25 protein-coding genes and 2 pseudogenes are annotated in these 26,875 nt (G+C 68.4%); 16 read left to right on the forward strand and 11 right to left on the reverse strand.

What is annotated here, in order from left to right; translation table 11 throughout:
- Positions 1-46: 46 nt before the first annotated feature.
- The gene (locus GXP74_RS02210; protein ID WP_182449722.1) at positions 47-1,141 is read right to left on the reverse strand and encodes a DUF2332 domain-containing protein; all 1,095 of its coding nucleotides are present in this window, start codon (positions 1,139-1,141) and stop codon (positions 47-49) included.
- 43 nt (positions 1,142-1,184) lie between these two features.
- Positions 1,185-1,907 (reverse strand): class II aldolase/adducin family protein, encoded by a 723-nt coding sequence (locus GXP74_RS02215; protein WP_182449723.1) that lies wholly within the window; start codon positions 1,905-1,907, stop codon positions 1,185-1,187.
- A 479-nt stretch (positions 1,908-2,386) separates the two neighbouring features.
- On the opposite strand from GXP74_RS02215, the gene GXP74_RS02220 reads away from it, so the two are divergent.
- The 8 genes from GXP74_RS02220 (at position 2,387) to GXP74_RS02255 (ending at position 11,818) form a co-directional block, all read left to right on the forward strand.
- On the forward strand, positions 2,387-3,586 hold the full coding sequence (locus tag GXP74_RS02220) for a glycosyltransferase family 4 protein (protein WP_182449724.1): 1,200 nt from the start codon (positions 2,387-2,389) through the stop codon (positions 3,584-3,586).
- Positions 3,583-4,284 (forward strand): hypothetical protein, encoded by a 702-nt coding sequence (locus GXP74_RS02225; RefSeq protein WP_182449725.1) that lies wholly within the window; start codon positions 3,583-3,585, stop codon positions 4,282-4,284. The genes GXP74_RS02220 and GXP74_RS02225 overlap by 4 nt, the downstream gene beginning before the upstream one ends.
- Before the next feature lie 184 nt (positions 4,285-4,468).
- Positions 4,469-5,938, forward strand: a complete 1,470-nt coding sequence (locus tag GXP74_RS02230; RefSeq protein WP_182449726.1) for a class I adenylate-forming enzyme family protein — start codon at positions 4,469-4,471, stop codon at positions 5,936-5,938.
- Between the two features lie 54 nt (positions 5,939-5,992).
- Positions 5,993-6,571 (forward strand): phosphopantetheine-binding protein, encoded by a 579-nt coding sequence (locus tag GXP74_RS02235; RefSeq protein WP_182449727.1) that lies wholly within the window; start codon positions 5,993-5,995, stop codon positions 6,569-6,571.
- A 14-nt stretch (positions 6,572-6,585) separates the two neighbouring features.
- A complete protein-coding gene (locus GXP74_RS02240) occupies positions 6,586-8,073 on the forward strand; it encodes an AMP-binding protein (protein WP_225447663.1) in 1,488 nt (495 codons plus the stop codon).
- Entirely contained in the window at positions 8,039-8,998 is a 960-nt protein-coding gene (locus tag GXP74_RS02245; protein WP_182449729.1) for a transglutaminase domain-containing protein, read from the forward strand. Before GXP74_RS02240 ends, GXP74_RS02245 begins: the two co-directional genes overlap by 35 nt.
- The gene (locus GXP74_RS02250) at positions 8,995-9,957 is read left to right on the forward strand and encodes a 2-hydroxyacid dehydrogenase (RefSeq protein WP_225447664.1); all 963 of its coding nucleotides are present in this window, start codon (positions 8,995-8,997) and stop codon (positions 9,955-9,957) included. Before GXP74_RS02245 ends, GXP74_RS02250 begins: the two co-directional genes overlap by 4 nt.
- A 1,420-nt stretch (positions 9,958-11,377) precedes the next feature.
- Positions 11,378-11,818 carry a hypothetical protein gene (locus GXP74_RS02255; RefSeq protein WP_225447665.1) on the forward strand — a complete coding sequence of 147 codons (441 nt, stop codon included), beginning with the start codon at positions 11,378-11,380 and terminating at the stop codon, positions 11,816-11,818.
- Positions 11,819-11,851: 33 nt separating this feature from the next.
- Here GXP74_RS02255 and GXP74_RS02260 read toward each other — a convergent pair whose 3' ends face one another.
- A complete protein-coding gene (locus tag GXP74_RS02260; protein ID WP_182456100.1) occupies positions 11,852-12,478 on the reverse strand; it encodes a DUF1963 domain-containing protein in 627 nt (208 codons plus the stop codon).
- A gap of 188 nt (positions 12,479-12,666) precedes the next feature.
- Here GXP74_RS02260 and nth (GXP74_RS02265) point away from each other — a divergent pair.
- The 4 genes and pseudogenes from nth (GXP74_RS02265) to nth (GXP74_RS02280) all read left to right on the forward strand — a co-directional run.
- A pseudogene (gene nth / locus GXP74_RS02265) lies at positions 12,667-13,131 on the forward strand (endonuclease III); the annotation flags it as partial.
- 199 nt (positions 13,132-13,330) lie between these two features.
- Entirely contained in the window at positions 13,331-13,699 is a 369-nt protein-coding gene (locus GXP74_RS02270) for a hypothetical protein (protein WP_182449730.1), read from the forward strand.
- 14 nt (positions 13,700-13,713) lie between these two features.
- Positions 13,714-14,880, forward strand: a complete 1,167-nt coding sequence (locus GXP74_RS02275; RefSeq protein ID WP_182449731.1) for a caspase family protein — start codon at positions 13,714-13,716, stop codon at positions 14,878-14,880.
- A gap of 547 nt (positions 14,881-15,427) precedes the next feature.
- Positions 15,428-15,928 (forward strand): annotated as a pseudogene (gene nth, locus GXP74_RS02280) (endonuclease III); the annotation flags it as partial.
- Between the two features lie 59 nt (positions 15,929-15,987).
- On the opposite strand, the gene GXP74_RS02285 reads toward nth (GXP74_RS02280), so the two are convergent.
- Together GXP74_RS02285 and GXP74_RS02290 are read right to left on the reverse strand one after the other, a co-directional pair.
- Positions 15,988-16,437: a hypothetical protein gene (locus GXP74_RS02285; RefSeq protein ID WP_182449732.1), complete on the reverse strand. Its 450-nt coding sequence runs from the start codon at positions 16,435-16,437 to the stop codon at positions 15,988-15,990.
- Positions 16,419-16,673, reverse strand: a complete 255-nt coding sequence (locus tag GXP74_RS02290) for a hypothetical protein (RefSeq protein WP_182449733.1) — start codon at positions 16,671-16,673, stop codon at positions 16,419-16,421. Before GXP74_RS02290 ends, GXP74_RS02285 begins: the two co-directional genes overlap by 19 nt.
- Before the next feature lie 164 nt (positions 16,674-16,837).
- Between GXP74_RS02290 and nth (GXP74_RS02295) the strand changes: the two genes are divergently transcribed.
- The 4 genes from nth (GXP74_RS02295) to GXP74_RS02310 all read left to right on the forward strand — a co-directional run bounded on the left by nth (GXP74_RS02295) (position 16,838) and on the right by GXP74_RS02310 (position 20,540).
- Complete coding sequence (gene nth, locus GXP74_RS02295) at positions 16,838-17,686, forward strand: endonuclease III (RefSeq protein WP_182449734.1); 849 nt, start codon at positions 16,838-16,840, stop codon at positions 17,684-17,686.
- Positions 17,683-18,360 (forward strand): CoA pyrophosphatase, encoded by a 678-nt coding sequence (locus tag GXP74_RS02300; protein ID WP_182449735.1) that lies wholly within the window; start codon positions 17,683-17,685, stop codon positions 18,358-18,360. The genes nth (GXP74_RS02295) and GXP74_RS02300 overlap by 4 nt, the downstream gene beginning before the upstream one ends.
- Positions 18,361-18,501: 141 nt before the next feature.
- Positions 18,502-19,680 (forward strand): MarP family serine protease, encoded by a 1,179-nt coding sequence (locus GXP74_RS02305; protein WP_182449736.1) that lies wholly within the window; start codon positions 18,502-18,504, stop codon positions 19,678-19,680.
- 161 nt (positions 19,681-19,841) lie between these two features.
- Positions 19,842-20,540: a metal-dependent hydrolase gene (locus tag GXP74_RS02310; RefSeq protein WP_182449737.1), complete on the forward strand. Its 699-nt coding sequence runs from the start codon at positions 19,842-19,844 to the stop codon at positions 20,538-20,540.
- A gap of 98 nt (positions 20,541-20,638) precedes the next feature.
- Here GXP74_RS02310 and GXP74_RS02315 read toward each other — a convergent pair whose 3' ends face one another.
- The 6 genes from GXP74_RS02315 to GXP74_RS02340 form a co-directional block, all read right to left on the reverse strand.
- Positions 20,639-20,830, reverse strand: coding sequence for a hypothetical protein (locus tag GXP74_RS02315; RefSeq protein ID WP_182449738.1), 192 nt, complete (start codon positions 20,828-20,830; stop codon positions 20,639-20,641).
- A 180-nt stretch (positions 20,831-21,010) separates the two neighbouring features.
- Positions 21,011-21,973 carry an alpha/beta fold hydrolase gene (locus GXP74_RS02320; RefSeq protein ID WP_182449739.1) on the reverse strand — a complete coding sequence of 321 codons (963 nt, stop codon included), beginning with the start codon at positions 21,971-21,973 and terminating at the stop codon, positions 21,011-21,013.
- 12 nt (positions 21,974-21,985) lie between these two features.
- Positions 21,986-22,447, reverse strand: coding sequence for a phage holin family protein (locus GXP74_RS02325; RefSeq protein WP_182449740.1), 462 nt, complete (start codon positions 22,445-22,447; stop codon positions 21,986-21,988).
- 113 nt (positions 22,448-22,560) lie between these two features.
- Complete coding sequence (nhaA, locus tag GXP74_RS02330) at positions 22,561-23,817, reverse strand: Na+/H+ antiporter NhaA (RefSeq protein WP_182449741.1); 1,257 nt, start codon at positions 23,815-23,817, stop codon at positions 22,561-22,563.
- Positions 23,818-24,005: 188 nt separating this feature from the next.
- Positions 24,006-25,991 carry an acetate--CoA ligase gene (gene acs, locus GXP74_RS02335; protein WP_182449742.1) on the reverse strand — a complete coding sequence of 662 codons (1,986 nt, stop codon included), beginning with the start codon at positions 25,989-25,991 and terminating at the stop codon, positions 24,006-24,008.
- 162 nt (positions 25,992-26,153) lie between these two features.
- The gene (locus tag GXP74_RS02340; protein WP_182449743.1) at positions 26,154-26,855 is read right to left on the reverse strand and encodes a carbonic anhydrase; all 702 of its coding nucleotides are present in this window, start codon (positions 26,853-26,855) and stop codon (positions 26,154-26,156) included.
- Positions 26,856-26,875: the final 20 nt, after the last annotated feature.

Consider the following 26,875-nt stretch of genomic DNA (forward strand, 5'->3'; position numbering starts at 1 on the left):
TGCTTCTCGGCTCCGGCGGCATCCGTGCCGACCCCCGAGCGCGGTGTCACAGGCCCTCGATCCAACCGCCGTGCGAGCCTGCGAGCAGCAGTGATGCCGTGCCGGAGGCAGAGGTCAGGCGGAGTTGCGCGTACGACCCGCCGGTCGGCCCGTGCTGAGGTGCCGTCAACGGGCCGCCCGGACGGCCCTCCAGGGCCAGCTTGACGCACCGTCCGTCGGCAATCTGCGGCGCGAGGACCGCGTCCACCGCGCGCACGGTCTCGGCTGGGAACTGTCCCACCGCGTGGGAGTTGATGACGCAGACCACCCCGTCCTCGGGCAGCGATGCCAGCACCTCGGGCAGCACGTCCGCGGCGTCGCCGCTCCGGATCTCCGGCGGGCGCTGTGAGGCCAGTTCAGCCACCGAACGGATGAACACGCGGCGGTCTCGCTCCTCCGGCCAGACATAGCTCTCCAGCATGAGCCGGTCCTCCGGTCGGGTTACGTCCAGCGGGGTCAGGTCGATGCCGACCTTCTGGCCGATATCCGGCAGGCTGGTCGGCATCTCCCGTTCCCGCCAGTTCCACAGCTTCACTGGGAGGGGTGGCACCGGTACCCCCCTGGGCTCCGTGCGGGGGCGGACTACGGACCGACGCCCGTCATCCGCCTCGAAGGAGTACTCAAGCAGGTCGAGGACGAGCAGCAGACCGGCGCTGGCACCCAGATCGACGAGGTGGATCGGGCCCTTGCAGAGCTGCTCCACCTCCAGGAGCCCGATCAGCAGTGCGGCGCAGCGGCCAGGTTCGTTGGTCTGAAGACGGGTCGACCCCACCTGCTCGCCTAGTTCAGCCGCGCGAGTACGGCAGAAGTCACCGAACAGGGCCACCAGCGCGTCGGTACCCGGTGCGTCCAGCCCTTCGTCGAAGAGTGGAAGCAGTGGGACATAGCCTTCGCTCCTCACCAGATACTGAACCGCGGCGAGGAAGAGGTCCGGAGCGATCCTGCCCCACGGGGCCGCCTTGGCCGCGATGCCGATGAGGTCGTCGTCCCCGGCCGTGTGCGCGGCGAGAGCCGCGTAGGTCGGCGAGTAGGCCGCTGCCTTGCCCTCGACGAACTGGTTGAAGAAGAAGCGTGTTACCTCGATGGCGCTGTTCTGTTCCAAGGTCGGATCTCTCAGGAGAGGGGCCACGCGAACTAGGGCCGGTTCAGCTGGGATTGTCGGAACCGGGATCGGCTATGGCCGTGCGGAGGACTGACGACTGCTGCGCGATCCGCGCGTTGGCCTCGATCGCGGTCAGGTCCTGCACAGCACGCTCAAGCGACTTGGCGAACACGACGATCCCGTGCCGGTACATAGTAAAGGCCAGTCCGTGCGCTGTGAGTTCATCTGTGCGCGAGGCCAGTACATCCACCGCCTTGGACGCCACCCATTCGCCGACCGCGGCGACTTCGGGACGAGGCAGCATGGCCGCCGGCATTTCCACCGGCCAGGGCTGCTCCTTGAACCGCCGCTTCAGTTCCTGGTCGTCACACCTGATGCACGGCACATCGCCGTAACGGTCGAAGCTGGTGATGGCCGACGGGATCGACACGCCGAGCGCCGCGTAGGTCAGGCTCCAGGGCGAGTGGCTATGGACGATGGCATTGGCGTCCGGGAAGGCCCTCAGTAGCATCAGGCACTGCAGCGTCGAGGCCGCCGACGTGTACTGGCCGCGCTCCACAACGTCGCCCTGCATCGTCATCACGATCAGATCCTCGGGCTCCGTCCGCCAGCGGCGAACCGCGGCGCCGGTCGGCGTCATCATCATGTTGCCGTCCGCGAGACGCAGTGCGACGGCCCCGCCATTGCACTCGAGGTGGCCGTGGTGGATGAGATCGTCGATGGTCTGTACAACCAGTTCGCGCTCATTCTGGTAGTTGGTCTTCACCTGTTTCCCTTCAGTCATGCGCTAGAGATACCAAGCCCTCTTCCGGCTGCGGGACTGCGGGCGGCTGCGGCGGTCGGGCCGCGGATACCGCAAGCCGGAGGGAAAAGCCGATCCCAAATAAGTTTAAACGTTCATCCCCATCTTTTTTGGGGCAATTTGGATGACTCTCCAGCTCGGACGGGTCGCAAACCTGTTGCCACCCACACGATCCTGCCAGGCTCCGAGTTTCGGGCGACGGAAACCAGTATGGACTTTAACCAACCGCGCTTCAGGAGGTCAAGGGCATACGAGATCAGGCCATTTTGGACATTAGGAAGCTATCGCACCACTTAGGACATCAGAAAATCCTTGAACGAATGGCGTCAAGCCAGTAAGGTGTATTTCCTGGCGGCGGGGGCGCAATCAGAGACCCCCATCCGATCCGGACGAACCCCCTCCTCTTAAGGTAAGAGAAATTTGAGAAAGGCACTCTTTCCGGCGTGCAGATTCAAGAATCTCAGGTGCAGCACAGCGAAGTGGATCTCCCGTCTAGCATGGCAGCAGGGCCAAGCGCCCTGCGGCGCGTCGTGCTGACCTGGATGTCGACGTCAAACGGCGGAGCCGAGCGTTCGGTCGGGGATCTCGCGGCCTCGATGGCCCGGCTCGGCCTCGAAGTCGTGATTATTTGGTGGCATTACCAGGGGAGCCCTCAGCCGCATCAGGAGAAGTCGGTTGAATTCTTCGGGGTAGACAACGCTCCTGATTTCCGGGCCGCTGTCGCGCGGGCACTCCGAGCAGCCCGAGGAGATACCGTCGTCATCTCCAATCACCGAACGATCGCGATCGACGCGGCCCTGGCGAGCCAGTTCTCGGTTCCAGTCGTGTCCGTACTGCGGGCGCTCTTCATAGACGACCAGAAGATGCGCTTCATCGCCCAGCCGGACGATGCAGACGTCACCGCGCTCTACCCCTCGGAACTCGACTGGGGTGCCCTGAAAGTGGTCGACTCCTGGATCGGCATCAGCAGGGCCAGCTCCCAGTCGATCCTGCGCCACGTCCCGCCGGGCACGACCGTGGAGACGATATACAACGGCGTGGTCTCGGCCGAGCCGTCGGCGGCGGTGCTCTCCCCGCGTGCACCGCGCAGATTTCTCACGCTGTGCCGGCTGGAGTCCTGGAAACAGGTGGAGTTCGTGCTCCGTGAATTCGCCTCGGCCTGCGCCGGTCGCGACGACATCACCCTCGACGTGGTTGGCGGCGGTCCCCAGCTGGAGTCTTGCCAGGGCCTGGTCCGCCAGGCGGGCCTGGAGCAGCGGATCGTGCTGCACGGGTACCAGCCGAATCCCGACGAGTGGATCAAGCGCGGCGACGTGCTGCTGCACGGGGCCCCAATCGAGGGTTTCGGGAGAGTCGTGCCCGAGGCAGGCATGTACGGGCGGCCTGCCATTGTCGCCGAGAGCGGTGCGACCGGCGAGACGGTCCTGGACGGCATCAGTGGTCTGACCTACCGCCCCGGGCAGCCCGGCCACCTCGCCGCACAGATCCTCGCGGCCGCCGCCTGGTCGCCGCAAGAGTGGAGCCGATTCGGGAGGAATGCGCGCATGCTGGCCACCAGGGTGTTCTCTTTGGATCGAGTCACTGCGGAATACCTCATCGTCTGCGGCAATGTACTGCGTAATTTTCATGAGGCGCAGCGATGATAGATCTGTCGACCTATGTCGACTTGTCCGAGGAATTCTACCAACCACTGCTGCCGCGGACTCATCTGGGTGTATTCGACCTGGTCGAGGTGGCCGATTTTATGGACCGCCGAGAGACGGAACAAGCGAGCGGCTGGCGGGCCCCGGACTGCTATATCTCCCCGCAGGCGGTGGTCGCGCCCGATGTCGTCGTCGGTGCCCGCGCCCAAATCCATGAGTTCGCGACGGTCCGGAGCGGGTCGATCATCGGTGACGACGCCGTCGTCGGATTCGGCTGTGAAGTCAGCCGGTCGATTGTGGCAGCATCCAGCACTCTCACCCACAGAGTCACCGTGTGCAGTGCAATCATCGGAAGGGGTACGCATCTCGGCGCCGGGGTAGTCATCGCCAATACGCACCTTTTCGACGAGGACATGCGCCGACCGTCGCGGCCGATTTCGATTGACGACTCCCATGGAGTGGCGCATATGCTCGGCGTCGCCCGCTTCGGCGGCGTGCTCGGAGATTCGGTGCGTGTCGGCATGGGAGCGATGCTGGGACCGGGGACGCTAGTTGGCCCGCGTTCGCTGATATACCCGGGTGTGCTGCTCGGAAACGGGACCATCGGCGAGGACAAAATAGTGAAGCATGCGACGCGGACCTACACCGTCCATGAACTCAGGCCGACCGCCGCCAATGGGTTCACACACGTCCGCTGACCCCACGCTTCATCGGGCTGGTTCTCCGGGCCCGGCGGACCGCGTCCCGTGATTCGCCTCTTTATCCGCACAGGGGCACATGTCCGCCTTTACTCGGTCAATCCGACGGTAGGGCTGCCGACGGATCTGCTGGCAGCTTGCGACACAGCCCACCCATTGCCTGACTCAAGGAGAGGCAGCCGCAATGCCCCGTTCGGTCAGCGCGCGAGAAATCGTGGACCAGCATGTAAGTGCCACCGCCGCTCGACTCCCCCACCAACCGGCGGTCATCGAGGCTCGGGCGAACCGGGTCGACTCACTCTCCTGGAGTCAGCTCGCCGACTCCACCGCACGCTTGGCCGCCGTATTCAAAGGAGCGCTGCGGCCCGGGTCCCGGCCGCTGGTGGCCGTGGACGCACGGAACAGTATCGACAGCGTCACAGCCGTGGTCGCCCTGCTCCGCGCGGGCATCCCCTTCGTGCCGATGAACCCTCATTCCCCGGCGCTCGAACGCGAACGCCTGCTCCTGAACGCGTGGGAGGGATACGGGGGACCGGTCTTCCGGCTCCGATCCACCGGAGAGGGGTTGGAGACCTGGGAGCCGGCCACCGCTGTGGTCGAACCACCGCCGGCCCCGGCCGCCCCTCGTCCCCACTACATCCTGCTCGGCGGTGGAACCACCGGCCTGCCCAAACTGGTCAGCGGCTGGCTCGACGACGGGCCGATGGGTCCTATGGGCGGCTACCGGCTGCTGCTCAGCAGGGCCGGCTGGCAGGTGGACCTGCGCCAGCTCATCGTCGGGCCGCTCTACCACTCGGCACCCTTCTCCAACCTGATGGCCGGGATCCTCGACTCCCACACCATCATCCTCCAAGGTGTGTTCACGGCGGAGCGCACCTGGGAGGTCATCCGCGAGCAGCGTGTCGAGTGGATGCAGCTCACCCCTTCGCATATGAGGCTGCTGAAGAGCCATGGGACACCCGACCCCTCGACGCTGGCGCACGTGCGCGGCGTCTTGCACACCGCAGCTCCGTGCGACGCGGTGACCAAGCAGGAGTGGATCGCGCTCCTCGGCGGCGACAGGATCTTCGAGACCTACAGCGCCACCGAGCAGATCGGGACGACCCTCGCCTCCGGCGAAGACTGGGTCACCCGGCCAGGCACGGTCGGCAAGGGCTTCCTCACCCAGATAAGGATCATGGACGAGCAGGGTCGGCCCCTGCCGGCCGGTCGGACCGGCATCGTCTACATGCGACGCGGGCGCGGAGCAACAGCGTCGGCCAACCGTCCCTCCTCCGTAGGGCACCTGCCGAACGGGTTCTTGACCGTCGGTGACCGCGGACGGCTGGACGAGGACGGCTACCTCTACCTCAGCGGCCGGAGATCGGACGCGATGCAGGTCGGCGGCTCGAATGTCTACGCCTCGGAGATCGAGCAGACCATTCTGGAGCTCCCCGGCGTCAAGGACGTCATGGTCACCGGCGAGGAGCATCCGACCCTGGGCAGCACGCCACGGGCCCGCGTCGTTGCGGAGCCCGGCCGCGTCCTCGCCCCCGCCGAGATCCGGCGCCACTGCCGTCTCCGGCTGTCCGCCTACAAGGTGCCGCACATCATCGACATCGTGGACAGCCTGCCCCGGTCCGCCGCAGGAAAGATGGAGCGTTGGCGAATCTAGCAGCTGCCTTTCCTCTTCTGACGACACGACACATCACCGAGTGAGGGAATTCACATGACCGTGACTGCCGACGAGTTGGCGCTGATCAGAGCGACGGCCATCAGCCATTCCGATGTCACCGACATCGAGTTGTTCACCATGCCCGATGTAGAGCGGACCTCTGCGATCGCCGTCGTCCCCGAGTCGTTCGCCAGTGCGGTGGAGATCCGCAACTACCTCTGGGAGGAGTTGGGGGAGCGTCTGGCCCCACGGGTGGTCGCCCTGTTCGACGAGCTACCCAGAGACGCCGCCGGGGCGGTCTCCGTCGTCGACCTCGCGGCGCGCGCAGACAGCCTGCCGGAGGGCTATGTCTCCGTCTACCAGGCCCCCAGCACACCCGTCGAGGCAGCCGTCTGCGAGCAGTTCTGCCTGATCACAGGCACCACGCAGGTTGGTGTCGACGACGACTTCCTCGACATCGGCGGCGACTCGTCCGCAGCGGTCCTCCTGAGTTCACGCCTGCACAAGCAGTTCGGAGTCCCGATCCCGCTGGAGGCCGTCTTCCAGGCGGCGACCCCGCGCACCATAGCCCTGCTGGTGGAACTGCAGACGGGATCCGATGCCCCTCCGTCACCGGAGCCGGACGGGCGTTAGCCCCGGCCCGCCTGGTGTGTCCTCCGGCGAAAGGCACCACCTTGCTGACCTACGGTCCCAAGGACCCCTCAATAGTCCGACCGGACGGCTCGGTGCTCAGCCACCGGGAACTCCGCGGCTCCATACCTCGGTTGCGCGCCCATCTGAGCAGGGCCTCGGGCAAAGCACTGGTGCTGCTCAGCGGTTGCACCTGCGTCGACCTCGTCGCCGCCTACCTCGCCGTGCTCGAAGCAGGCCACGCGGTCCTGTTCGCTGCCCCCGATCTCGACCGGGGACAGCAGGACCGGCTGGCTCGGACGTTCCAGCCGGACCTGCTGGTCAAGGTGGCGCAAGCCCACTCCCCAAGCAGGACGGATCCGCCCCGGGGATACCGGCACCTCTTCGACGAGGGCGCGCTGTCGGTGTGGGGCGGGGCCCCGCGGGAACACCCGGCAATACACGACGACCTCGCGCTGGTCCTGCTGACGTCCGGCAGCATCGGCGAGCCGCAGGGGGTGCGCCTGTCGTACGCCAACCTGATGAGCAACGCCAAGTCCATCAGCGAGAGCTTGGGGATCACCCCCGCCGATCGGGCGATCACCTCGTTGCCCTTGCATTACAGTTACGGCCTGTCGGTACTCAACAGCCACCTGTTCTCCGGGGCCTCGATCGTACTCGCCGCCGATTCCCCCACTAGCAGGAACTTCTGGCGCACCTTCAGCAGCTGCGGGGCCACGACGTTCGCCGGAGTACCGCTGGCCTACAGCGCGCTTCTGCGTACGCTCAGCCGGTCCTGGCCCCAACTGCTCCGCACGGCGACGCAGGCCGGCGGGCCGATGCCCGTCGAATTGGTGCGTCGCTACTCCGGCCTCGCTCAGGAGAACGGGGCACGGTTCGTCGTCATGTACGGGCAGACCGAGGCGACCGCGCGGATCTCGTGCCTGGATACCGTGGCCGAGCCCGAGTACATCGGCTCGGTCGGGACCGCCGTGCCCGGGGGACGACTGCGGATCGATCCGAGCGAGGCCGGGAGTATCGGCGGAGCCGACGGCGAGGTGGTGTACGAGGGCCCCAACGTGATGATGGGATACGCGACCGGAAGGGGCGACCTGGCCACCGGCGACTCGTTGCGGGGCACGCTGCGCACCGGCGACCTCGGCTCCATCCGTGACGGACGCCTGTACTTGACCGGGCGGCTGAAGCGCGTGTGCAAGATCGCCAGTCGGCGCGTCAGCCTCGACGAGTTCCAAGATGCGCTAACAGCGCAGTACGGCGCCGCGGCCGTCGAGCTCGGCGGAGTGATAACGCTCTTCCACACAGGCCCTGACTCCCCATCCCTCCAGGCGGAAGTGCGGAGGGCCTGCGACGCCTTCGGGATATCAACGGCCTATGTGCGCCTGCAGGATCTGGCCGCCCTGCCCAGGACGTCCGCAGGCAAGGTGGACTACCAGGCGCTGACCCTCGCCACACACCAGGACCCCGAGTACCATGGACAAGCCGGAGAGACCCGTGTCCCCCTTTGAGAAGCGCACACCAGCAGGCTCTGACACGTCGGAGTTCGATCTGGCGAGGGTGCTGCCGAAACTCTTGCTGATCCCGGACCGGGCCCGGCGCTTCTCCATCTCCACGCGCGAGGCCAACCGCCGCTTCGGCATGCCGTTGGCACTGCTGGAGGCCCTGGTGACGGACGGAGGCCCTTCCCGTCGACGGCGCGACGAGGTCTACTTCGACCGCCACGACCTGTTCAATGTCTCCCTCCATCTGGGGGTCGGCTCGATGGCCCGGGTGGCGCAGCGAACCTGGGCGGCGGCCTTCAGGAACGCACTCCTGGCGACGAGCGGGCACGACCTGGAGTACCAGGCCACCTGTCCCATTCCGGGCCACGGCCAGGCTTGCTCCTGGACGCTGGCCCTTCCGGGTCACGCTTCCGACGACGTCCGGCTACACACCGATGAGGGCAGCCTCAAGTACGGCGTGAAGGTACCGGCCTGCGGCGAACTGCCTCCCGCACCGGAGCTGATCGCCGACCTCCTCGAGGAGGTCGGTAGCCTGGAACTCATGCGGATCCCCCCGTCCCTGCAGGGTGATGCCGCATTCATCACGATGACCGGCATGACCGACTGCCTCGGCGCAGCAGCGCTTCTTGCAGACCGGGCGAGGGAACGGGGGCTGAGGTCCCGCCAGTCATTCGGCCTCATGCTCGCGCCGCCTTTCGCCAACGTCCACCATTGGGCTGAGATCGAGGTGGACGGGGTCTGGGTGCCTTTCGATCCGGTGATGGTCAACGCGATGCTGCGCTGGCGCCTAGTGGACCCCGAGTACTGGCATGTCGGCCGTTCAGTGGGCCCGCTCGTCGCCCGCGTGGCGGACGCGTATGTGCCGCTGGTGCGCCACGAGGGCGCGGAGGTCCCCGCGTCGCTGCCCATGAGCCGGACGGCGGGCCATTGACACTGCTGCTCGGGCCGCTTCCGACCAGACCGAGGATCCTCCTGGTCGACCCCATCGACGCCGACGCCACCCGCCGACTCCGACTCTTCTGCGACGTGCTGGTGCGGCTGGAACCCCCCGAAGCCGTGCTCCCGGGACTCCTCAGGGAGGTCGACGGGATCGTGCTCCGCCGGGGCACCCTGCTGCCCGAGACGGTCTTCGCCTCGGCCGGCCGACTGAGGCTGGTGGCCTGCGCCGCAGCCGGGGTGGACCACATCGACCTGGTTGCGGCCCGGCAGGCGGGAGTCCACGTCGTCCACGTCCCGGGCGAGTCGGCACGGGCAGTGGCGGAGTTCACCCTGGGGCTCATGTTGGCCCTGGTGCGGAGGATCGCACTGGCTGATCGGCGTCTGCGCGGCGGGAACTGGGACCAGCAGGGGCTTCTCGGCACCCAACTGAGCGGCGCCACCCTGGGAGTCGTCGGCTTCGGCCATGTCGGCTCCGCCATCGGCACGCTCGCCCAGGGCCTCTCGATGCGCGTGCTGGCCACCGTTTCCCGACCCGACCCGCCGCGCCGACGGGAGCTCCGCGCGCGGGACGTCGCGCTCGTCGACCTCCCAACCCTGCTGAGGCAGAGCGACATCGTGGTGCTTGCGGTGCCGTTGACCGCCTCGACCCGGCTCCTGATCACGCGACGGGAGTTGGAGCAGATGAAGAGGCACGCCTTCCTGGTAAACGTATCCCGGGGCGGTGTCGTGGACGAGGTCGATCTAGCCGGGGCACTTCTGGACGGCACGATCGCTGGGGCCGCGCTGGACGTCTTCGCCAATGAGGGAAAGGAGTCCGAGCTGCTGAGGCTGGACAACGTGGTCGCTACACCCCACATCGGTGCGGCGACGGCCGAGGCCCAGCGGCAGATCGGAGATGTGGTCGTCCGTTCGGTCAAATCCTTCTTCGCCGGAGGGCGCCCGCCCGTGTAGAACCGGCCGAGCGGCTCGCCGCCGCGATCGCCGAATCCGTCGAGCCTCCGCTGCTGCAGTTGCACCCCACGGTGCCGTGCGATGACTTGGCCGCGCGCATCAACGAGGCCGTCCGATTCTACGAGGACGAACTGGCGTGCTCACTGAACTGCACCCCGTCCACGGCCCGGACGCAACCGCTAGCCAACAACTCGTCTACCTCCTCCACGACTTGAACACCGCAGAACAGCGGACCTGGGACTGGCCCTGCAGGTCACCAGGCTTGATGCGATTGATACGCCCGGTACGCAGACGCTGGAAGGGTTCAGAAGTTGTTATCTTTCCGAAGGTGGTCGCTGAGTTTCCGCTGGTCAGGCATGGAGTCGGTGCTTCGGCGGCAGGGATGACGTGTTGCGTGCGCGGCCCGGCAGCGGGTGGAGGTCCTTCAGGCCGAGCTGTCGGAGGCGGAGGCGGAGGCGGCCTGGGAGCGGTTCGTGATCGCCCGTGAGACGGTCGGGCAGGTCCTGGCAAAGCGTCCCGAGCCGGTGCCGGGGCCAGCAGCGAATGAGCGCGCCGTCGCGATCGGAATAGGGGTCGCAGCTGCGTGCTCCCCGCCAACGCGGGGGTGATCCGCTCAGTCCCTCGGTGTCGGGCGTCTGCCTCTTCGGTGGAGGTGTCGGGTGCCGTCGGTGATGGGGCTGTTGGAGGAGCGGGAGCGACGGCGGATCACCCCCGCGTTGGCGGGGAGCACAACGCGGCAGCGTAGGCGGCGGTGATCCGCCGCAGGCTGACGCGCCGTAACCCCTGGCCTCGTGCTCCCCGCCGACGCGGGGGTGATCCGTCGGCTTAGAGGTCGCGCCAGCGTCCGTGGACCTGCTCCCCGCCGACGCGGGGGTGACCCGTCCACGCCGTACTGGCGCCATATCTGCTCCCCGCCGATGCGGGCTGTGATCTGTCAGACATGGCATCTGCCCTGCGCTTCCCCACCCCGCTCCGACTGCCTAACAACCTGATGGAACGACATGCTGCAGGTGCAGTCGCTCATCGACCGAACCCAGAGGTACGACCTGGTCATTTCTCCGAAAGTAGCTGTGTTTCAGGGCGACTTGTGCGCTCCACTGCAAGGGCGGCTCGTTCCCCGCGGAGATTGCCACGTCTGAAGCTCGCGCTCGCCTCCAGGGCCGACTCGACGTCCAGCGGATCCGCGGACTGCACCGCGCAGGCCACGACCTGGACGACGCGGACATCCTTGTGGCTCGCCACCGTCACGGTGCGCTCTGGAACGCTTCGTAGACACGAACGCTCGGGACGCATGTCCCACGACGGACGAGACCTGGGTGCAGGGCCGGACAGGATTTCCAAGGTCAACGGCCGTACTCGTGCTCGCTCACATAACAACACCGACCTTGGCTAACTGGGGCAGCAATGGCAAGCTCGGGGCATGGGGCCTCCCGACGGTCAAGAACTCAGCGCTGCCGTTCAGGATGCCGACTCGGCGGACTGGTCCGTCCGGGCCGAGACCGGGCGGAAGCTCGCGACATCGGTCAAGATCGACGAAGTCGCTGACGTTCTCCACCGTCTCCTGCTGGATCGTAGGGATTCCGCGGTCACCCAGCAGACGGCCAAGGCCCTGCTCGCACGGAAGGACACCGCCGGTCTGCGCTGCGTGCTGCTTGCCAGCAGCCAGGCTGTCGAGACCTGGACCGCAGATCAGCTGTGGGACGCCCTGGAGTGCAACCCCGAGTGGATGTCGACCGAAGGAGCGGACCGGCTGATCAAACAGCTAAGCGATCTTGCAACGGACGACGACACCGGAGTCCGCGACAGGGCGCAAGAAATTCTCGCGACGATACGACCGCGCGACGAGTGGGCGCGCGGCTGAAGCCGCAACGAGCCCTGGTCCCAGGAGCCCGGCTCAGCACTGCCACAGGAACGTTGCGGTGCCACACGGTTCACAGGCGAACGCATAGGCGCCGCCGCTGCCGAAGTTCATGGCAGTGCTGTGATCGGGACCCTCCTCAAGCTGGGCGATCAGCGGCATGGGAGACGTGCAGGACGGACAGGAGGGGGTCTCGTCGTCCTGGATCCAGGCCGGGGTTCCTCCGAGTTGGCCGAGCACGGTCGATGCGGGGCGCTCGTTTCTCGCCGCCCATTCTTCACCGGCCTGGTCGTAGTCGGGCTCATCCTCATGGACCAGGCTGACCGCCCGAACGGAACCAAGCAGCAGTACTGCCTCATCGACACCGTCTTCGGGTTGGGCCATCGGCTCAAGACCTTCCACCGGCAAGAGCAGGGCGCGGTTCCCTCCGGCATCCGGCTCCCAGTCACTGCACATGCCCGGGTCGTTCTGGCATGCGAACAGGGCGAGGACTCCCCGGCCCTGAACCTCATCCCCGAGATCGTCCAGGACCACCTGGGCGAGGAACTGCATCGGGGCACTGCACGAAGCGCAGCAGGGCCATGGGGCGCCGGCCGGCGCCAGAGGCACTCCACCGGTCCGCGTCACCAGAGCAGTAGGCGCAACCGGACCGGCATCGATCATGAGAGTCGTCACGTCCAGGACTCTAGGACAGGCCTCTGACAGTCCCGGCGAGGGCGAGGTGCAGGTCGAGACCCTCCCCTCTGCCGTGAACCGCTTCCGTGCTGCCGGTCCGCCGGTCCGCCGGTTACGGCGCTCGGGCCCGGCGGATCTGCGGTCCGGTGTCGGTGGTGAGCCGTAGGCTGGCCGGTATGGCGAAGAGTGGCGTGGGTGAGGCTGTGGGGGCGCGGCCGGGGTTCAAGAAGGCGAAGGTGCCAGCGACGCACACTGGGCTGGTGCGGCAGGCGCGGAAGATCAATCGGGCGTTGGCGGAGGTGTATCCGTACGCGCATCCGGAGCTGGACTTCCGGAACCCGTTCGAGCTGCTGGTGGCGACGGTGCTGTCGGCGCAGACGACCGACCTGCGGGTGAACCAGACGACTCCGGCGCTGTTCGCGAAGTACCCGACGCCCGAGGCCCTGGCGGCGGCGAACCCCGAGGAGTTGGAGGAGCTGATCCGGCCGACCGGGTTCTTCCGGGCCAAGGCCAAGTCGCTGCTGGGCCTGTCCGCCGGCCTGCGGGACAACTTCGGTGGCGAGGTCCCCAAGACCCTGGAGCAGCTGGTCACGCTCCCTGGCGTGGGACGCAAGACAGCCAACGTCGTCCTTGGCAATGCACGTGATCCTAAAACGGGAGAACCCTTCGGTTCTCCGAGCCATGATGCTTGCTCGAAGCTCGGCTATGTGGGGGTGACCCTGCCGGTCTGAAGCCCTTCCCTTTCAGCCATGTTGGTGCCTCGGGGTGAGTTATGGCGTGGTGATGGGAACGATGCAGCGGGGCATACCACTGTCGGAGGCCGGGGCGTTAGGGGCGTAGATGGACCTGTTGGTCGACCTGGAGACTGTTGGCCGGGAGGGAGAGCTCCGTGCTCTTGCGGATTGGTTGCGGGAGACGCCGTCCGTGCGTCGATCAGCGCGCATCTCTCTGGCTGAGGCAGAGCCGTCACCTGGGCAGATGGGCGGTGCGCTGGAAGCCATCCAGGTGATCACTGGGAACGGATGGAGTGCTGCGGCTTTCGTGATGTCCGTTGTGGGTTGGCGTCAGACGCGGCCGAGGGAGCCGCAGGTGAAGGTTCGCCGCGGTGATGTGGAGATCACCTTGACCGGAAACTCCGCGAGCGAACTGCAAGCAGCCATCGCCGCCTTGGAGGCCGTCGAAGTGGCAGAGCCGGGTCAGCAGGGGTGAGTAGGCCGGAATCGATGCGCTCGCGAGCCGTTCTGATCGGTGTGAGCGGGTATGAGAACCTGCCCGGATTGCCCGGAGTGGCGAACAACCTGGAGGCCCTCTCGGCAGTACTGACGAGCCCGAGCGGGTGGTCGCTGGCGGATCAGCATTGCACTGTCATCAGAGAGCCGGCGACGCAGACCGATGTCCTGGATGCTGTACACCTGGCCGCTGACCAGGCTGAGGACGCTCTACTCGTCTACTTCGCCGGCCATGGGCTCATCGGTCCTGATGGTCGCCTCTACCTGGGCTTACCCGGGGTCCGGAATGGTCGAACCGATACGGGCATCCAGTACGAACTGCTGAGGCGGCACTTCCTCGACGGCTGCGCCCAACGCCGTCTGATCATCCTCGACTGCTGCTACAGCGGCCGAGCCCTCGGCGCGATGAGTGCTCCTGGCACGCCCGCAGTGCTGGAGGAAGCCGAGGTCGAAGGCACCTTCGTGCTGACCGCCGCCGCCGAGAACGTCACAGCGCTCGCCCTCCCCGGCGAGACCTTCACCGCGATGACCGGCGAACTGCTGGACATCCTCCGCCATGGCATCGCGGGCGGACCTCGTTGGCTTGACCTTGAGGCGGTCTACCAGCAACTGCGGCGCGCGATGCGAGCGAAGGACCGCCCCGAGCCTCAGAGGCGGAACCGGAACACCGCAGGGCAGTTGTTCATCGGGGCGAATGCCGCGTACCGGCCGGCGGCGATGCCGTCAGGCTCCCGCTCGGACGGCGCGCCCGTACCGTGGCCGGATGCGGCACAGCTGACAGATGGCCGCGATTTCGCCCGCGGTTTGGCGGAGGTACGGGCGCTCACCGGCATGACACTGGCTGAGATCGGTCGCAGGATGACCCCGCCCGTCACTGCCGGCACGGTGAGCGTGCTTCTGAACGGATCTGACCCGCCGAGGAGGTGGGAACGTGTCGCCAGGTTCCTGGAAGCCTGCGGCATGCCCGCCGACCAGCAGGAGGGCTGGCGAGCATCCTGGTCGAGGTTGCAGCCGCCAGAGACAGCGGCCCCCAAAGGTGAAGACACCCGACCGCCTCCTCGGTGGCAGTCCGGAACCGAAGGGCAGCCACCGTTCACATTATGGCTTCGTCGTCGGGACGGCCGCAGTGGCTCCGGTCGTGGCGGACGTGCCGGGAGGTGAACTTGAGGAACTGTGCGTGTCGAAGGCACCCAGCCAAGAGAGCAGGAGTACCACGGCAGCCACAGCCACCCAGAACATCGGCCGGGTCTTGGAGGAGACCGTGGGCTGACCAGGCTTACGCCGCCAGTGTCCGCCAACGAAGTACCTGTCGTCCGGCATGCCGCACCCCCCGTACGCGATGCCCGCCCGAGTTCAGGGCGGGCGATGGAACCCCGAAGCCAGGATTCCATGATGGGCCCGCTCCATCAGCGGACTGCATGGACATGGCCAAAACTGATAGGTCCTGCGCTCTGCGATCCCCGGCTGTGGCGGGCCTGCAGGAGAGCTGAATCGCTCCCCGGCGGGCGGTGAGATGTGGACCCTTGGCCACCTCGGGGGGGATCCCGTTGAATGAACCCCGCCAGAGATGTGCCGTATCCGGCCGCTTTTTTCTTTGCAGGGGCTGTGCATTCAGGAGCAGCACTGGACGCTGGAAGATCCCGCAGGGTGGGTAGTGCGCCCACAGATCTGCGGTCCGGTGTCGCTGCCGAGCCGTAGGCTGATCGGCATGGCGAAGATTGACGGGATCGCGGTCACGGGTGGGCCGGGGTTCAAGAAGGCGAAGGTGCCGGAGACGCACACCGGGTTGGTGCGGCAGGCGCGGAAGATCAATCGGGCGCTGGCGGAGGTGTATCCGTACGCGCATCCGGAGCTGGACTTCCGGAACCCGTTCGAGCTGCTGGTGGCGACCGTGCTGTCCGCGCAGACAACGGACCTGCGGGTGAACCAGACGACTCCGGCGCTGTTCGCGAAGTACCCCACGCCCGAGGGCCTGGCGGCGGCGAATCCCGAGGAGCTGGAGGAGCTGATCCGTCCGACCGGCTTCTTCCGGGCCAAGGCGAAGTCCCTGCTCGGCCTGTCCGTCGGCCTGCGAGACAACTTCGGCGGAGAGGTCCCCAAGACTCTGGAGCAGCTGGTTACGCTCCCCGGCGTCGGCCGCAAGACGGCCAACGTCGTCCTGGGCAACGCTAGTGATCCTAAAACGGGAGAACCCTTCGGGGTTCCAGGGCATGACGGTGCGCCATTGATGCTTGCGCGGTCGGCGAAGTGATTCGTTTGCAGCGGTGGTCAGACCATGACTGGTTTGACCTTCGGTGATCCCGGAAGCGTCTCGACGGCCTTGCACAGGGCGGGGACGTGGGACTTGTCGGAGGTGACCAGAAGAACGGGTGGTGTCGCCAGCGCCGCTGTCGCCACGACCAAGGCATCGACGAGGCATTCGTGACCGTCCAGGCCCGCAGCGTCCAACAGGTGCCGGGCAGTGGCGACGACTTCGTCGGTGACCTGCTTCTTCTCGAATCGTGACAGCAGATACGAGAGGCGGTCGGCCGCCTTCCCGGTTCGCCGGACTTCCAGCGGGGTGACTGCGGAGTAGACCACGCGACTGCCGTTCTGCTCGGCGACCTCGATCCGGGCGCGCATCCCCTCGTCGCCGTCCGCGTGCAACGACAGCCCCTGCGCATCCAGTACCAGGGTTCCACCGTGCTGGACCCGAGTCTTCAGGCGCTTGCTGACCATTCCTCCTCCGCCCGGCGCAGGGCCTCGTCGGAGACGGTGCCGAACTCGCGGCGGTCGGCGGCCACCACCTCGCGGAGCTTGGCCATGGCGAGCCACTGTTCGAGGGCCTCGGCGATGACGGCAGAGAAGCCCGTCTTTCCGGTGCGCTCCTCCACCTCGTCCACGAGCGAGGTGGCCAGCGAAATAGATCTCTTGGTCGCCCTCTCGGGTACGGGCACCTGTGCGTGTGTACTCATGCCGTAAATAGTAGCACCGACGGTAGGAATTTTCAGGGGCTGCGCCCCTCTCAAGTATTTCGCTCCCGGTCCAGTGCTATGGAGGGGCCGTGCCCGGTCAGGGCCTGGTGTGGGCCCGGCGGATCTGCGGTCCGGTGTCGGTGCCGCGCCGTAGGCTGATCGGTATGGCGAAGAGTGGTGGGACTGCGGTCACAGGTGGGCCGGGGTTCAAGAAGGCGAAGGTGCCGGCGACGCACACCGGCCTCGTGCGGCAGGCGCGGAAGATCAACCGGGCGCTGGCCGAGGTGTATCCGTACGCGCATCCAGAGCTGGACTTCAGGAACCCGTTCGAGCTGCTGGTGGCGACGGTGCTCTCAGCTCAGACGACCGACCTGCGGGTGAACCAGACGACTCCGGCGCTGTTCGCGAAGTACCCCACGCCCGAGGGCCTGGCGGCGGCGAATCCCGAGGAGCTGGAGGAGCTGATCCGTCCGACCGGCTTCTTCCGGGCCAAGGCGAAGTCCCTGCTCGGCCTGTCCGTCGGCCTGCGAGACAACTTCGGCGGAGAGGTCCCCAAGACTCTGGAGCAGCTGGTCACCCTCCCCGGCGTCGGCCGCAAGACGGCCAACGTCGTCCTGGGCAACGCTAGTGATCCTAAAACGGGAGAACCCTTCGGCGTGCCCGGGATCACGGTGGACACGCACTTCGGGCGGCTCGCGCGGCGCTTCGGCTGGAGCGGGTCGGACGACCCGGTGAAGGTCGAGCAGGACGTCGCGGCGCTCTTCCCGAAGAGCGAGTGGACCATGCTCTCGCACCGGGTGGTCTTCCACGGGCGGCGGATCTGCCACTCCCGCAAGCCCGCCTGCGGGGCCTGCCCGATCGCCGAGCTGTGCCCCGCCTACGGGGAGGGGGAGACCGACCCGGTGAAGGCCGAGAAGCTGCTGAAGTACGAGAAGGGCGGCCAGCCCGGCCAGCGGCTCAAGCCCCCGGCCGACTACCCGGGGCAGCCCGCCCCGGCCGGGGCCGGCCGATGACGACGGCGCCGGGCGTCGTCAGGGACGGCCTGCCCGCGTGGCTGCACCCGGTCCGGGACGCCGCCGAGCGGGTGCAGCCGCATCAGCTCAGCCGCTTCCTGCCGCCCGCCGAGGGCGGTCGCCGCTCCGCCGTGCTGGTGCTCTTCGGCGAGGGGCCGCAGGGCCCCGACCTGCTGCTGATCGAGCGCGCCCGGTCGCTGCGCTCGCACGCGGGCCAGCCCTCCTTCCCCGGCGGGGCGCTCGACCCGGAGGACGGCGATCCGCACGGCGCCGGTCCGGTGCACGCCGCCCTGCGGGAGGCCCAGGAGGAGACCGGTCTTGACCCGACCGGCGTGCAGGTCTTCGGCGTGCTGCCGGACCTCTACATCCCGGTCAGTGACTTCGTGGTCACCCCGGTCCTCGGCTGGTGGCGGGAGCCGAGCCCGGTCCGGCCCGGGGATCCGGCCGAGGTCGCGGCGGTGTTCCGGGTACCGGTCGCCGAGCTGACCTCGCCCGAGCGACGGGCCCGGCTGCGGCACCCCAGCGGCTTCCGGGGCCCGGCGTTCCTGGTCGAGGACCGCCTGGTGTGGGGCTTCACGGCCGGGGTGATCGACCGGATCCTGCACTACAGCGGCCTGGAGCTGCCCTGGGACACCTCCCGCGAGATCGAGCTCTCGGCGTACCCGCAGGAGTAGCGGTCCGGGAACCGGGTGGCCGTCCGCGCACGTGAATACGGGCAGTCTGCCACTCGGGCTCCGGCCCGTTGACCCCGCATGGGAAGGTTGGCCGGTGCTCCCCCGATCGGGGGAGCACCCCGCACCCTCCAGGAAGCTGCCGTGAACGTCCTCGACATTCTGCTCATCCTCGCTGCCTGCGGGTTTGCCGTGGCCGGTTATCGACAGGGCTTCGTCGTGGGCGTGCTCTCGGTGGTCGGATTCCTCGGCGGCGGGCTGATCGCCGTCCAACTGCTGCCCTACCTGCTGAAGCACCTCCCGGCGGGGACCACCTCCTCGATCGTCGCGGTGATCGTCGTGATCGTCTTCGCCTCGGTGGGCCAGGCCTTCACCACCCACTGGGGCTGGAAACTGCGCGGCCCGATCGACCGCAGCCGGGTGCGGCTGCTGGACGCGGTCGGCGGCGCGCTGGTCAACATCGTCGCCATGCTGCTGGTCGCCTGGCTGATCGGCTCGGCGCTCGCCGGGACCTCGCTGCCCACCGTGGCCCAGCAGGTCCGGACGTCCAAGGTGCTGAGCGCGGTGCAGCGGGCGCTGCCCCCGGACGCGCCGACCTGGTTCTCCAACTTCACCTCGGCGCTCTCCCGGAACGGCTTCCCGCAGGTCTTCAACCCGTTCCAGAACGAGCCGATCGCGGACGTCCCGGCCCCCGACCCGGCGCTGGTGAACAGCGCCGCCGTGCGGCAGGCCCGGCAGAGCATCGTCAAGGTCGTCGGCACCGCGCCGAGCTGCGGCAAGGTCATCGAGGGCACCGGCTTCGTCTACGCCCCGGAGCGGGTGATGACCAACGCCCACGTCGTCGGCGGCGTGGCCGGTCCCTCGGTCAGCGTCGGCGGGCGCAGCTACCCGGCGACGGTGGTGCTGTACGACTGGAAGCGGGACATCGCCGTGCTCGACGTGCCGGGCCTGTACGCCCCGGTGCTGAGCTTCGCGGGCGCCGCCCAGGACAGCGCCGGGGCGATCGTCGCGGGCTTCCCCGAGAACGGCCCGTTCAACGTCCAGGCCGCCCGGATCCGGCAGCAGATCGACGCCGAGGGACCGGACATCTACCACCGGGGCACGGTCACCCGCGAGGTCTACTCGATCCGCTCGACAGTCCGTCAGGGCAACTCCGGCGGGCCGCTGCTCACCCCCACCGGGCAGGTGTACGGGGTGGTCTTCGCCAAGTCCCTGGACGACTCCCAGACCGGCTACGCGCTGACCGCCGACGAGGTCGCGGCGGACGCCAGCCAGGGCAGCAGCGCCACCAGGCCGGTGAACACCGAGTCCTGCGCCCTCTGACGCGGCGTGAGGGAGGGCCCCGGGAAAGGCTTCCGGGGGTGGGATCCGGGCAGGTGAGACGTGAATTGTCGGTGGTAGCTGGTAGCGTCTGGGTCGCTCACTCGAACGGATCAAGGTAGCGGGCGTTCGGGGCGGTTGCCAGCAGGGGGAGGACGACAGTCATGATGGGTCACTCGCACGCGGTCAGCGGTGCGCTGCTGTTCGCGGCCACGGCGCCGTTCCTGCCGGAAGACCTCATGCACCGTCATCTCCAGCCTGCGGAGATACTGATGGGCACGGCGCTCTGCGCGGGCGCCGCGCTGCTCCCCGACCTGGACCACCACGACGGGACGATCGCCAACTTCCTGGGCCCGATCTCGAAGCTGCTCTGCCGCTTCGTGGCCTGGATCTCCGGCGGCCACCGGCACGCCACGCACTCGCTCTTCTTCGTCGCCCTGATGTCGCTGGGCACCTGGGCCGGGGTCACCTACCTGGGGCGCGACTTCACCCTGGGCATGACCTTCTTCCTGCTGGCGCTGGCCGTGCGGGCGCTGAACCTCTGCCCGCCCGGGCACGGCTTCTCCGCCTGGGGGACGATCGTGGCCCTGGCCGCGCTCGGCACCGGCATAATCGCCAAGTTCATCCCCTCCGCGCCCGGCTGGCTGCCGTACGCGGTCGGCCTGGGCTGCGTGGCGCACCTGCTCGGCGACTCGATCACCAAGATGGGCGCGCCGTGGCTGTGGCCGCTGAAGGCCCGCTACGAGATCGTGGTGATCAAGAGCAGCGGCAACAAGCTGGAGACGGAGATCCTGGTGCCGCTGATGGGCCTGGGCACCGTCGCCCTGCTGTGGTTCACCGCGCTCTCGCCGCACGCGCTCTGAGCACCAGCCCGGGCGTTGAGCACCCGGGCTACGGGATGTGTGCACCCGGGCTCCGGGAGCCGACCGGCCCCGGCCGGTTCCGGCCGCTCCCGGCCGGGTCAGCGTTGGCGGAGCCGTGAGGTCATCCAGCGGGCACGTCGGCTCAGGATGCGGGGCAGTCCGGCGTGGTCCAGCAGAGCCAGGCCTCCGGCTTCGGGGGCGCCGCCCGGGCTGTCCAGGGCGGAGCGCAGGGTCGCTGTCTGCTGTGGCGAGCGACGACGGGACAGTGGCGCGAGGGCGCGGTCGTGCATCCAGCTCATGAGAGAGCAGTGCCCGCGCCCGGCTGCGGGTAATCCCGCGCGGTGCGGCCAATTGGCCTACGCGTTTGTCCTATAGGCAGATATGCACAGATCAACAGCGCTGTCCCCGTCGCCCGGGGCCGGCCCCGCACCCGGCCCGGCACCCGGCCCCGCGCGTGCGCCGAGCGGCCCTCAGCGGTCCGGCTCGGAGTCGCGCAGCCAGTTCAGCAGCTCCCGGGAGAACCCCTCCGGGTCCTCCTCCTGCGGGTAGTGCCCGATCCCGTCCAGCAGCCGCCAGCGGTAGGGGGCCTCCACGTACTCGGCCGAGCCCGCCGCCGTCCGGGGCAGCAGCACCGGGTCCAGCGCGCCCTGGAGGTGCAGCGTCGGCACCCGCACCGGGCGGTTCATCCGGCGCGAGTACTGGAAGCCGTCCGGGCGGCCCATGGAGCGGAGCAGCCAGCGGTAGGGCTCGATGGAGCAGTGCCGGGTGTTCGGCAGCAGCATCGCCTGCCGGTAGGTCAGCAGCTCCTTCTCGCCCAGCCGGTGCGCCGGGGCCGTCCAGTCGGTCAGGTAGTCGCCGACCAGGCGGGCGTCGTCCGCGGCCAGCTGCCGCTCCGGTACCCAGGGCCGCTGGAAGCCGAACAGGTGGTCGGCGGCGGCGATCTGGCGGCGGTCGGTCATCAGTGCCCGGCGCAGCCGCCGCGGGTGCGCGCTGGAGACCACGGCCAGCCTGCGGACCAGCGCCGGCCGCATCACCGCCGCCGTCCAGGCGAGGAAGCCGCCCCAGTCGTGCCCGACCAGCGCCGCGTCGGAGGCTCCGAGCGAGCGGATCACGCCGGTGAGGTCGAGGGCCATGTTGGCCGGGTCGTAGCCGCGCGGGGTGCGGTCGCTGCCGCCCACGCCGCGCAGGTCGACGGCGACGGCCCGGAAGCCGCCCTCGGCGAGGTCCACCAGCTGCTGCCGCCAGGTCCACCAGAACTCCGGCCAGCCGTGCACCAGCAGAACCAGCGGACCCTCGCCCATCTCGGCGACGTGGAAGCGCCCGCCGTTGGCGGAGACGTCCCGGTGGGTCCAGGGGCCCTCGATCCGCGGATCGAAGGCGAAGTCGGTCGAGGCGGAGCCGGGGGCCCCACCGAAGGTACTGTCAGACGACATACCCAGAGCGTGTCACATCTGCTTCGAGGTCGGCGCCGGACGCGGCTTGGCCTTCTTCAGGACGTCCACGGTGGCCTTGGACGAGGCGATGGTCCGGTCCGGCGGGGAGATCCGGCGGAACCAGCGGTAGGCGAGCAGCCCGGCGACGATCGCCAGCACCACGTAGATCACGGCCACCATCAGGATCGACCAGCCCAGGGTGATCCCGGAGGAGCGCCCCAGGTCGTGGATGCCGAAGGCGAGGGCGAAGCTGAACATGGGGACCGAGGCCAGCAGGAAGACCGCGACCACGGCCCCGGCGACGCCGCCCATGAGGCCGCGCCGGACGTCCTTCTTGATCTCCTGCTTGGCCAGCGCGATCTCGTCGTGGACCAGAGCGGACAGGTCAGTGGTGGCAGCGGCGAACAGCTGACCGACCGTGCGTTCGCCCTGATCGGTGGGGCTGCCGTCCTGGGACCTGTAAGCAGTGGACATCCGGGCTTCTCCTTCAGGTCTTCCTGTCACATCGTCAGGGCACTGTCTCAGATCATGCCTCCTCGGGGAGGCATGCCACCACTCGGCCTGCCGTTCGGCCGACCCCGGCGGTTTCAGGCCGCCGAGTCCCGCTCCTCCTCGGCGCACAGCTGCCGGTAACGCCGGTCGCGCAGCCGCAGCAGTACCGAGGCGGCCAGCGCGCAGGCCAGTGAGCCCACCAGTACGGCGGACTTGGCCTCCCGGGCCAACTCCGGTTCGCTGTCGAACGCCAGATCGGAGATCAGCAGTGAGACGGTGAAGCCGATGCCGGAAAGCACCGAGACCGCGAACAGGTCGGCCCAGGCCAGCTCCGGGTTGAGCTCGGCGCGGGTGAAGCGGGCGGCCAGCCAGCTGCCGCCGAAGACCCCGAGGGACTTGCCCAGCAGCAGCCCCAGCACCACGCCCAGCGGCGCGGCTTCGGTGAACACCTGCCCGAGCGACCCGGGGGTAATCACCACTCCGGCCGCGAACAACGCGAACACCGGTACGCAGAAGCCCGCCGAGAACGGCCTCACCAGGTGTTCGACGTGTTCGGCGGGGGACTGTCGCTCGCCCGGGTCCAGCGTGCAGCGCAGCAGCAGGCCCATGGCCACCCCGGCGACGGTCGCGTGGATCCCGCTCTCGTGCATCAGCGCCCAGGTCACCACGGCCAGCGGCAGGTACAGGTACCAGCTGCGGATCCGCAGCCGCTGGAGCGCGTAGAACAGCACCAGCCCGAGCAGCGCCAGCCCCAGGGCCCAGAGCTTGATCCCGTGGCTGTAGAAGATCGCGATGATCAGGATCGCGATCAGGTCGTCCACCACGGCCAGGGTCAGCAGGAAGGCCCGCAGCGCCGAGGGCAGGTTGGTGCCGACCACCGCCAGCACCCCGAGCGCGAAGGCGATGTCGGTGGCGGTGGGGATGGCCCAGCCCGACGCGTGCCCGCCCGCGCCGCTGTTGACCACGGTGTAGACGATCGCGGGCAGGGCGACCCCGCAGACGGCGGCGACCACCGGCAGCGCGGCGGCCTTCGGGTCCCGCAGCTCGCCCGCGACCAGCTCGCGCTTGAGCTCGATCCCGGCCACGAAGAAGAAGACGGTGAGCAGCCCGTCGTTGGCCCAGGACTCCAGCGTGAGGTGCAGGTGCAGCGGCGCCGACGGGCCGACGGCGAAGTCCAGCACCTGGTGGTAGCTGCCCGGCCAGACGTTCGCCCAGACGAGTGCCGCGACGGCGGCGATCAGCAGCAGCACCCCGCCGACGGTCTCGGCGCGCAGGGCGTCGGCGAGGAAGGCGCGCTCGGGCAGCGGCAGGCGGCCGAGGAACTGGCGGCGGGACGGACTGCTGTCGCTCACGCGCGGTTCCTCCGGAGGGGCTGGACTGCTGGCGGGGGCGTTTGACGGATATTCGGTGCTTTTGTCCGATCGTATCCTCGGGACACGGCTGAGGGCCGCCCCCGCGCGAGCGGAAGCGGCCCTCAGTTCGTGCCCTCGTTTCGTGCCCTCAGCGCCCCTGCGGCGGCCCTGCGGTCGCCAGGACGGGCTCAGTCCTGGCTGGTGCCGCCGGGGAGCTGGCTCTGGATCAGGTCCATGACGGAGGAGTCGGCCAGGGTGGTGGTGTCACCGACGGCGCGGCCCTCGGCGATGTCGCGCAGCAGGCGGCGCATGATCTTGCCGGAGCGGGTCTTCGGGAGTTCGGTGACCACCTTGACGATCTTCGGCTTGGCGATCGGGCCGAGGACCTTGGCCACGTGGTTGCGCAGGTCCACGACCAGGTCCGCGCTCTCGTGCGAGGTCCCGCGCAGGATCACGAAGGCGGCGATGGCCTGGCCGGTGGTGGCGTCGGCGGCGCCCACCACGGCCGCCTCGGCGACCTGCGGGTGGGACACCAGCGCCGACTCGACCTCGGTGGTGGAGATGTTGTGGCCGGAGACCAGCATCACGTCGTCCACCCGGCCGAGCAGCCAGATGTCGCCGTCGTCGTCCTTCTTGGCGCCGTCACCGGCGAAGTAGGTCCACTTGCTCTCGGAGGTGTCGTGACCCGCGCCGAAGCGGGACCAGTAGGTGTCCAGGTAGCGCTGGTCGTCGCCCCAGATGGTGCGCAGCATCGACGGCCACGGCTCGGTCAGCACCAGGTAGCCGCCACCGCCGTTCGGCACCTCGTGGCCCTCGTCGTCGACCACGGTCGCCGAGATGCCGGGCAGCGGGGTCTGCGCCGAGCCGGGCTTGGTGGCGGTGACGCCCGGCAGCGGGCTGATCATGACGGCACCGGTCTCGGTCTGCCACCAGGTGTCCACGATCGGGGTCCTGCCCGCGCCGATGTGCTCGCGGTACCAGATCCAGGCCTCGGGGTTGATCGGCTCGCCGACGCTGCCCAGGATCCGCAGCGAGGACAGGTCGAACTTCGCCGGGATGTCGTCGCCCCACTTCATGAACGTGCGGATGGCGGTCGGCGCGGTGTAGAGGATGGTCACCTTGTACTTCTGGATGATCTCCCAGAAGCGCCCCTGGTGCGGGGTGTCCGGAGTGCCCTCGTACATGACCTGGGTGGCACCGTTGGACAGCGGCCCGTAGACGATGTAGGAGTGCCCGGTGACCCAGCCGATGTCAGCGGTGCACCAGTACACGTCGGTGGCCGGCTTCAGGTCGAAGACCGCGTTGTGGGTGTAGCTGGCCTGGGTCAGGTAGCCACCGGTGGTGTGCAGGATCCCCTTGGGCTTACCCGTGGTGCCGCTGGTGTAGAGGATGAACAGCGGGTGCTCGGCGTTGTGCGGCTGGGCCACGTGCTCGGTCGACTGCCGGGCGGTGATCTCGTCCCACCACACGTCCAGGCTGTCGTTCCAGGCGGTCTCCTGGCCGGTACGGCGGACCACCAGCACGTGCTCGACGGTCGGGCAGCTGAGCACGGCCTCGTCGATGGCGGGCTTGAGCGCGGTCGGCTTGCCACGCCGGTAGCCGCCGTCAGCGGTGATGATCAGCTTCGCGTCGGCGTCCTGCACGCGGGAGGCGACGGCCTCGGCGGAGAAGCCGCCGAAGACCACGGAGTGCGCGGCCCCGATCCGGGCACAGGCGAGCATCGCCACGGCCGCCTCGGGGATCATCGGCAGGTAGATCGCGACCCGGTCACCCTTGACCACACCCAACTCGGCCAGCGCGTTCGCCGCCCGGGACACCTCGTCCTTGAGCTCGGCATAGGTGATGGCCCGACTGTCACCGGGCTCACCCTCGAAGTGGATCGCCACCCGGTCGCCATTCCCGGCCTCCACATGCCGGTCCACGCAGTTGTAGGCCACATTGAGCTCACCATCGGCAAACCACTTGGCGAACGGAGCATTCGACCAGTCAAGCGTCTCCGTAGGCTCCTTCGCCCAACTCAGACGCTGCGCCTGGGTGGCCCAGAAGGCGAGCCGGTCCTCGTTTGCCGCCGCGTAGGCGTCGGCGTTGACATTGGCGGCGGCGGCGAGCTCAGCAGGCGGGGCGAATCGACGCTCTTCCTTGAGCAGGTTGGCCAGGCTCTCATTGCTGCTCAACGCGCACTCCTCAATCGAGTTCTGGGCGCGGGTCACTCGTTGCTGCCCCGCCGTCCCAATGTGTTGCCACCTAGCTCACCAGGATGGGGGCGCGCTGACAAGGGGCCTCGGAGAATTGGTGTAGACCTGTCTCCGAGGCCCTGACCGTGTCGCAGGTCCAGGTCAGGCGGCTGTCTCCAAGTGTGGCTGGACAGGAACGAAGGTACGCCCGTTGTGCGACAGCAGGTATGTCTGGGCCGCGGCGAGGTCGAAGTACAGACCTGTCAGCCGGAGCGCCCCGGCCGCGGCCGCGCGCCGGACCGAGTGGTGGCCGCGGAGGTTGTCCAGCTGCTGCACGACATTGGTCAGGCACAGCCGCTCCAGCGCGTCCCCGGCGATCGCCTCCTCCCGGGCGATCCGGGCCGGAGCGTGCCGCGCCCGCTGCAACGAGTCCTGGCCGTGCCGCAGCCAGCGGGTCAGCGGAGTGCGCGCCAACCCGTCCCGCCGGTGCGCGCCGTGCAGCAGCGACTGCATCGCGCCGCAGCCGGAGTGGCCGCAGACAGTGATCGTGCGTACTCGGAGGATATCGACGGCGTACTCGACGGCGGCCGAGACCGAGTCGTCCGGCGGGGGCACCAGGTTGCCGATATTGCGGACGGTGAACAGCTCGCCGGGACCGCTGTTGGTGATCACATTGGGCACCAGTCGGGAGTCGGCGCAGGTGATGAACAGCTGGGTGGGGGTCTGGCCCTCGCGGGCCAGCCGGGCCAGTTCGGGGCGCAGCCCGGGGGCGGTGTGCTGCTGGAACTCGCGGACACCGCCGATCAGCTGCTCGCAGACGGAGGTGTCGGAGTGGTCGACGGGGGCGGTGCCGGTGCTCAGCATGGGTCGCGTCTCCTGGGCGA

Origin of the sequence: Streptacidiphilus sp. P02-A3a (assembly GCF_014084105.1) — a bacterium.
In the GTDB taxonomy this organism is placed as follows: domain Bacteria; phylum Actinomycetota; class Actinomycetes; order Streptomycetales; family Streptomycetaceae; genus Streptacidiphilus.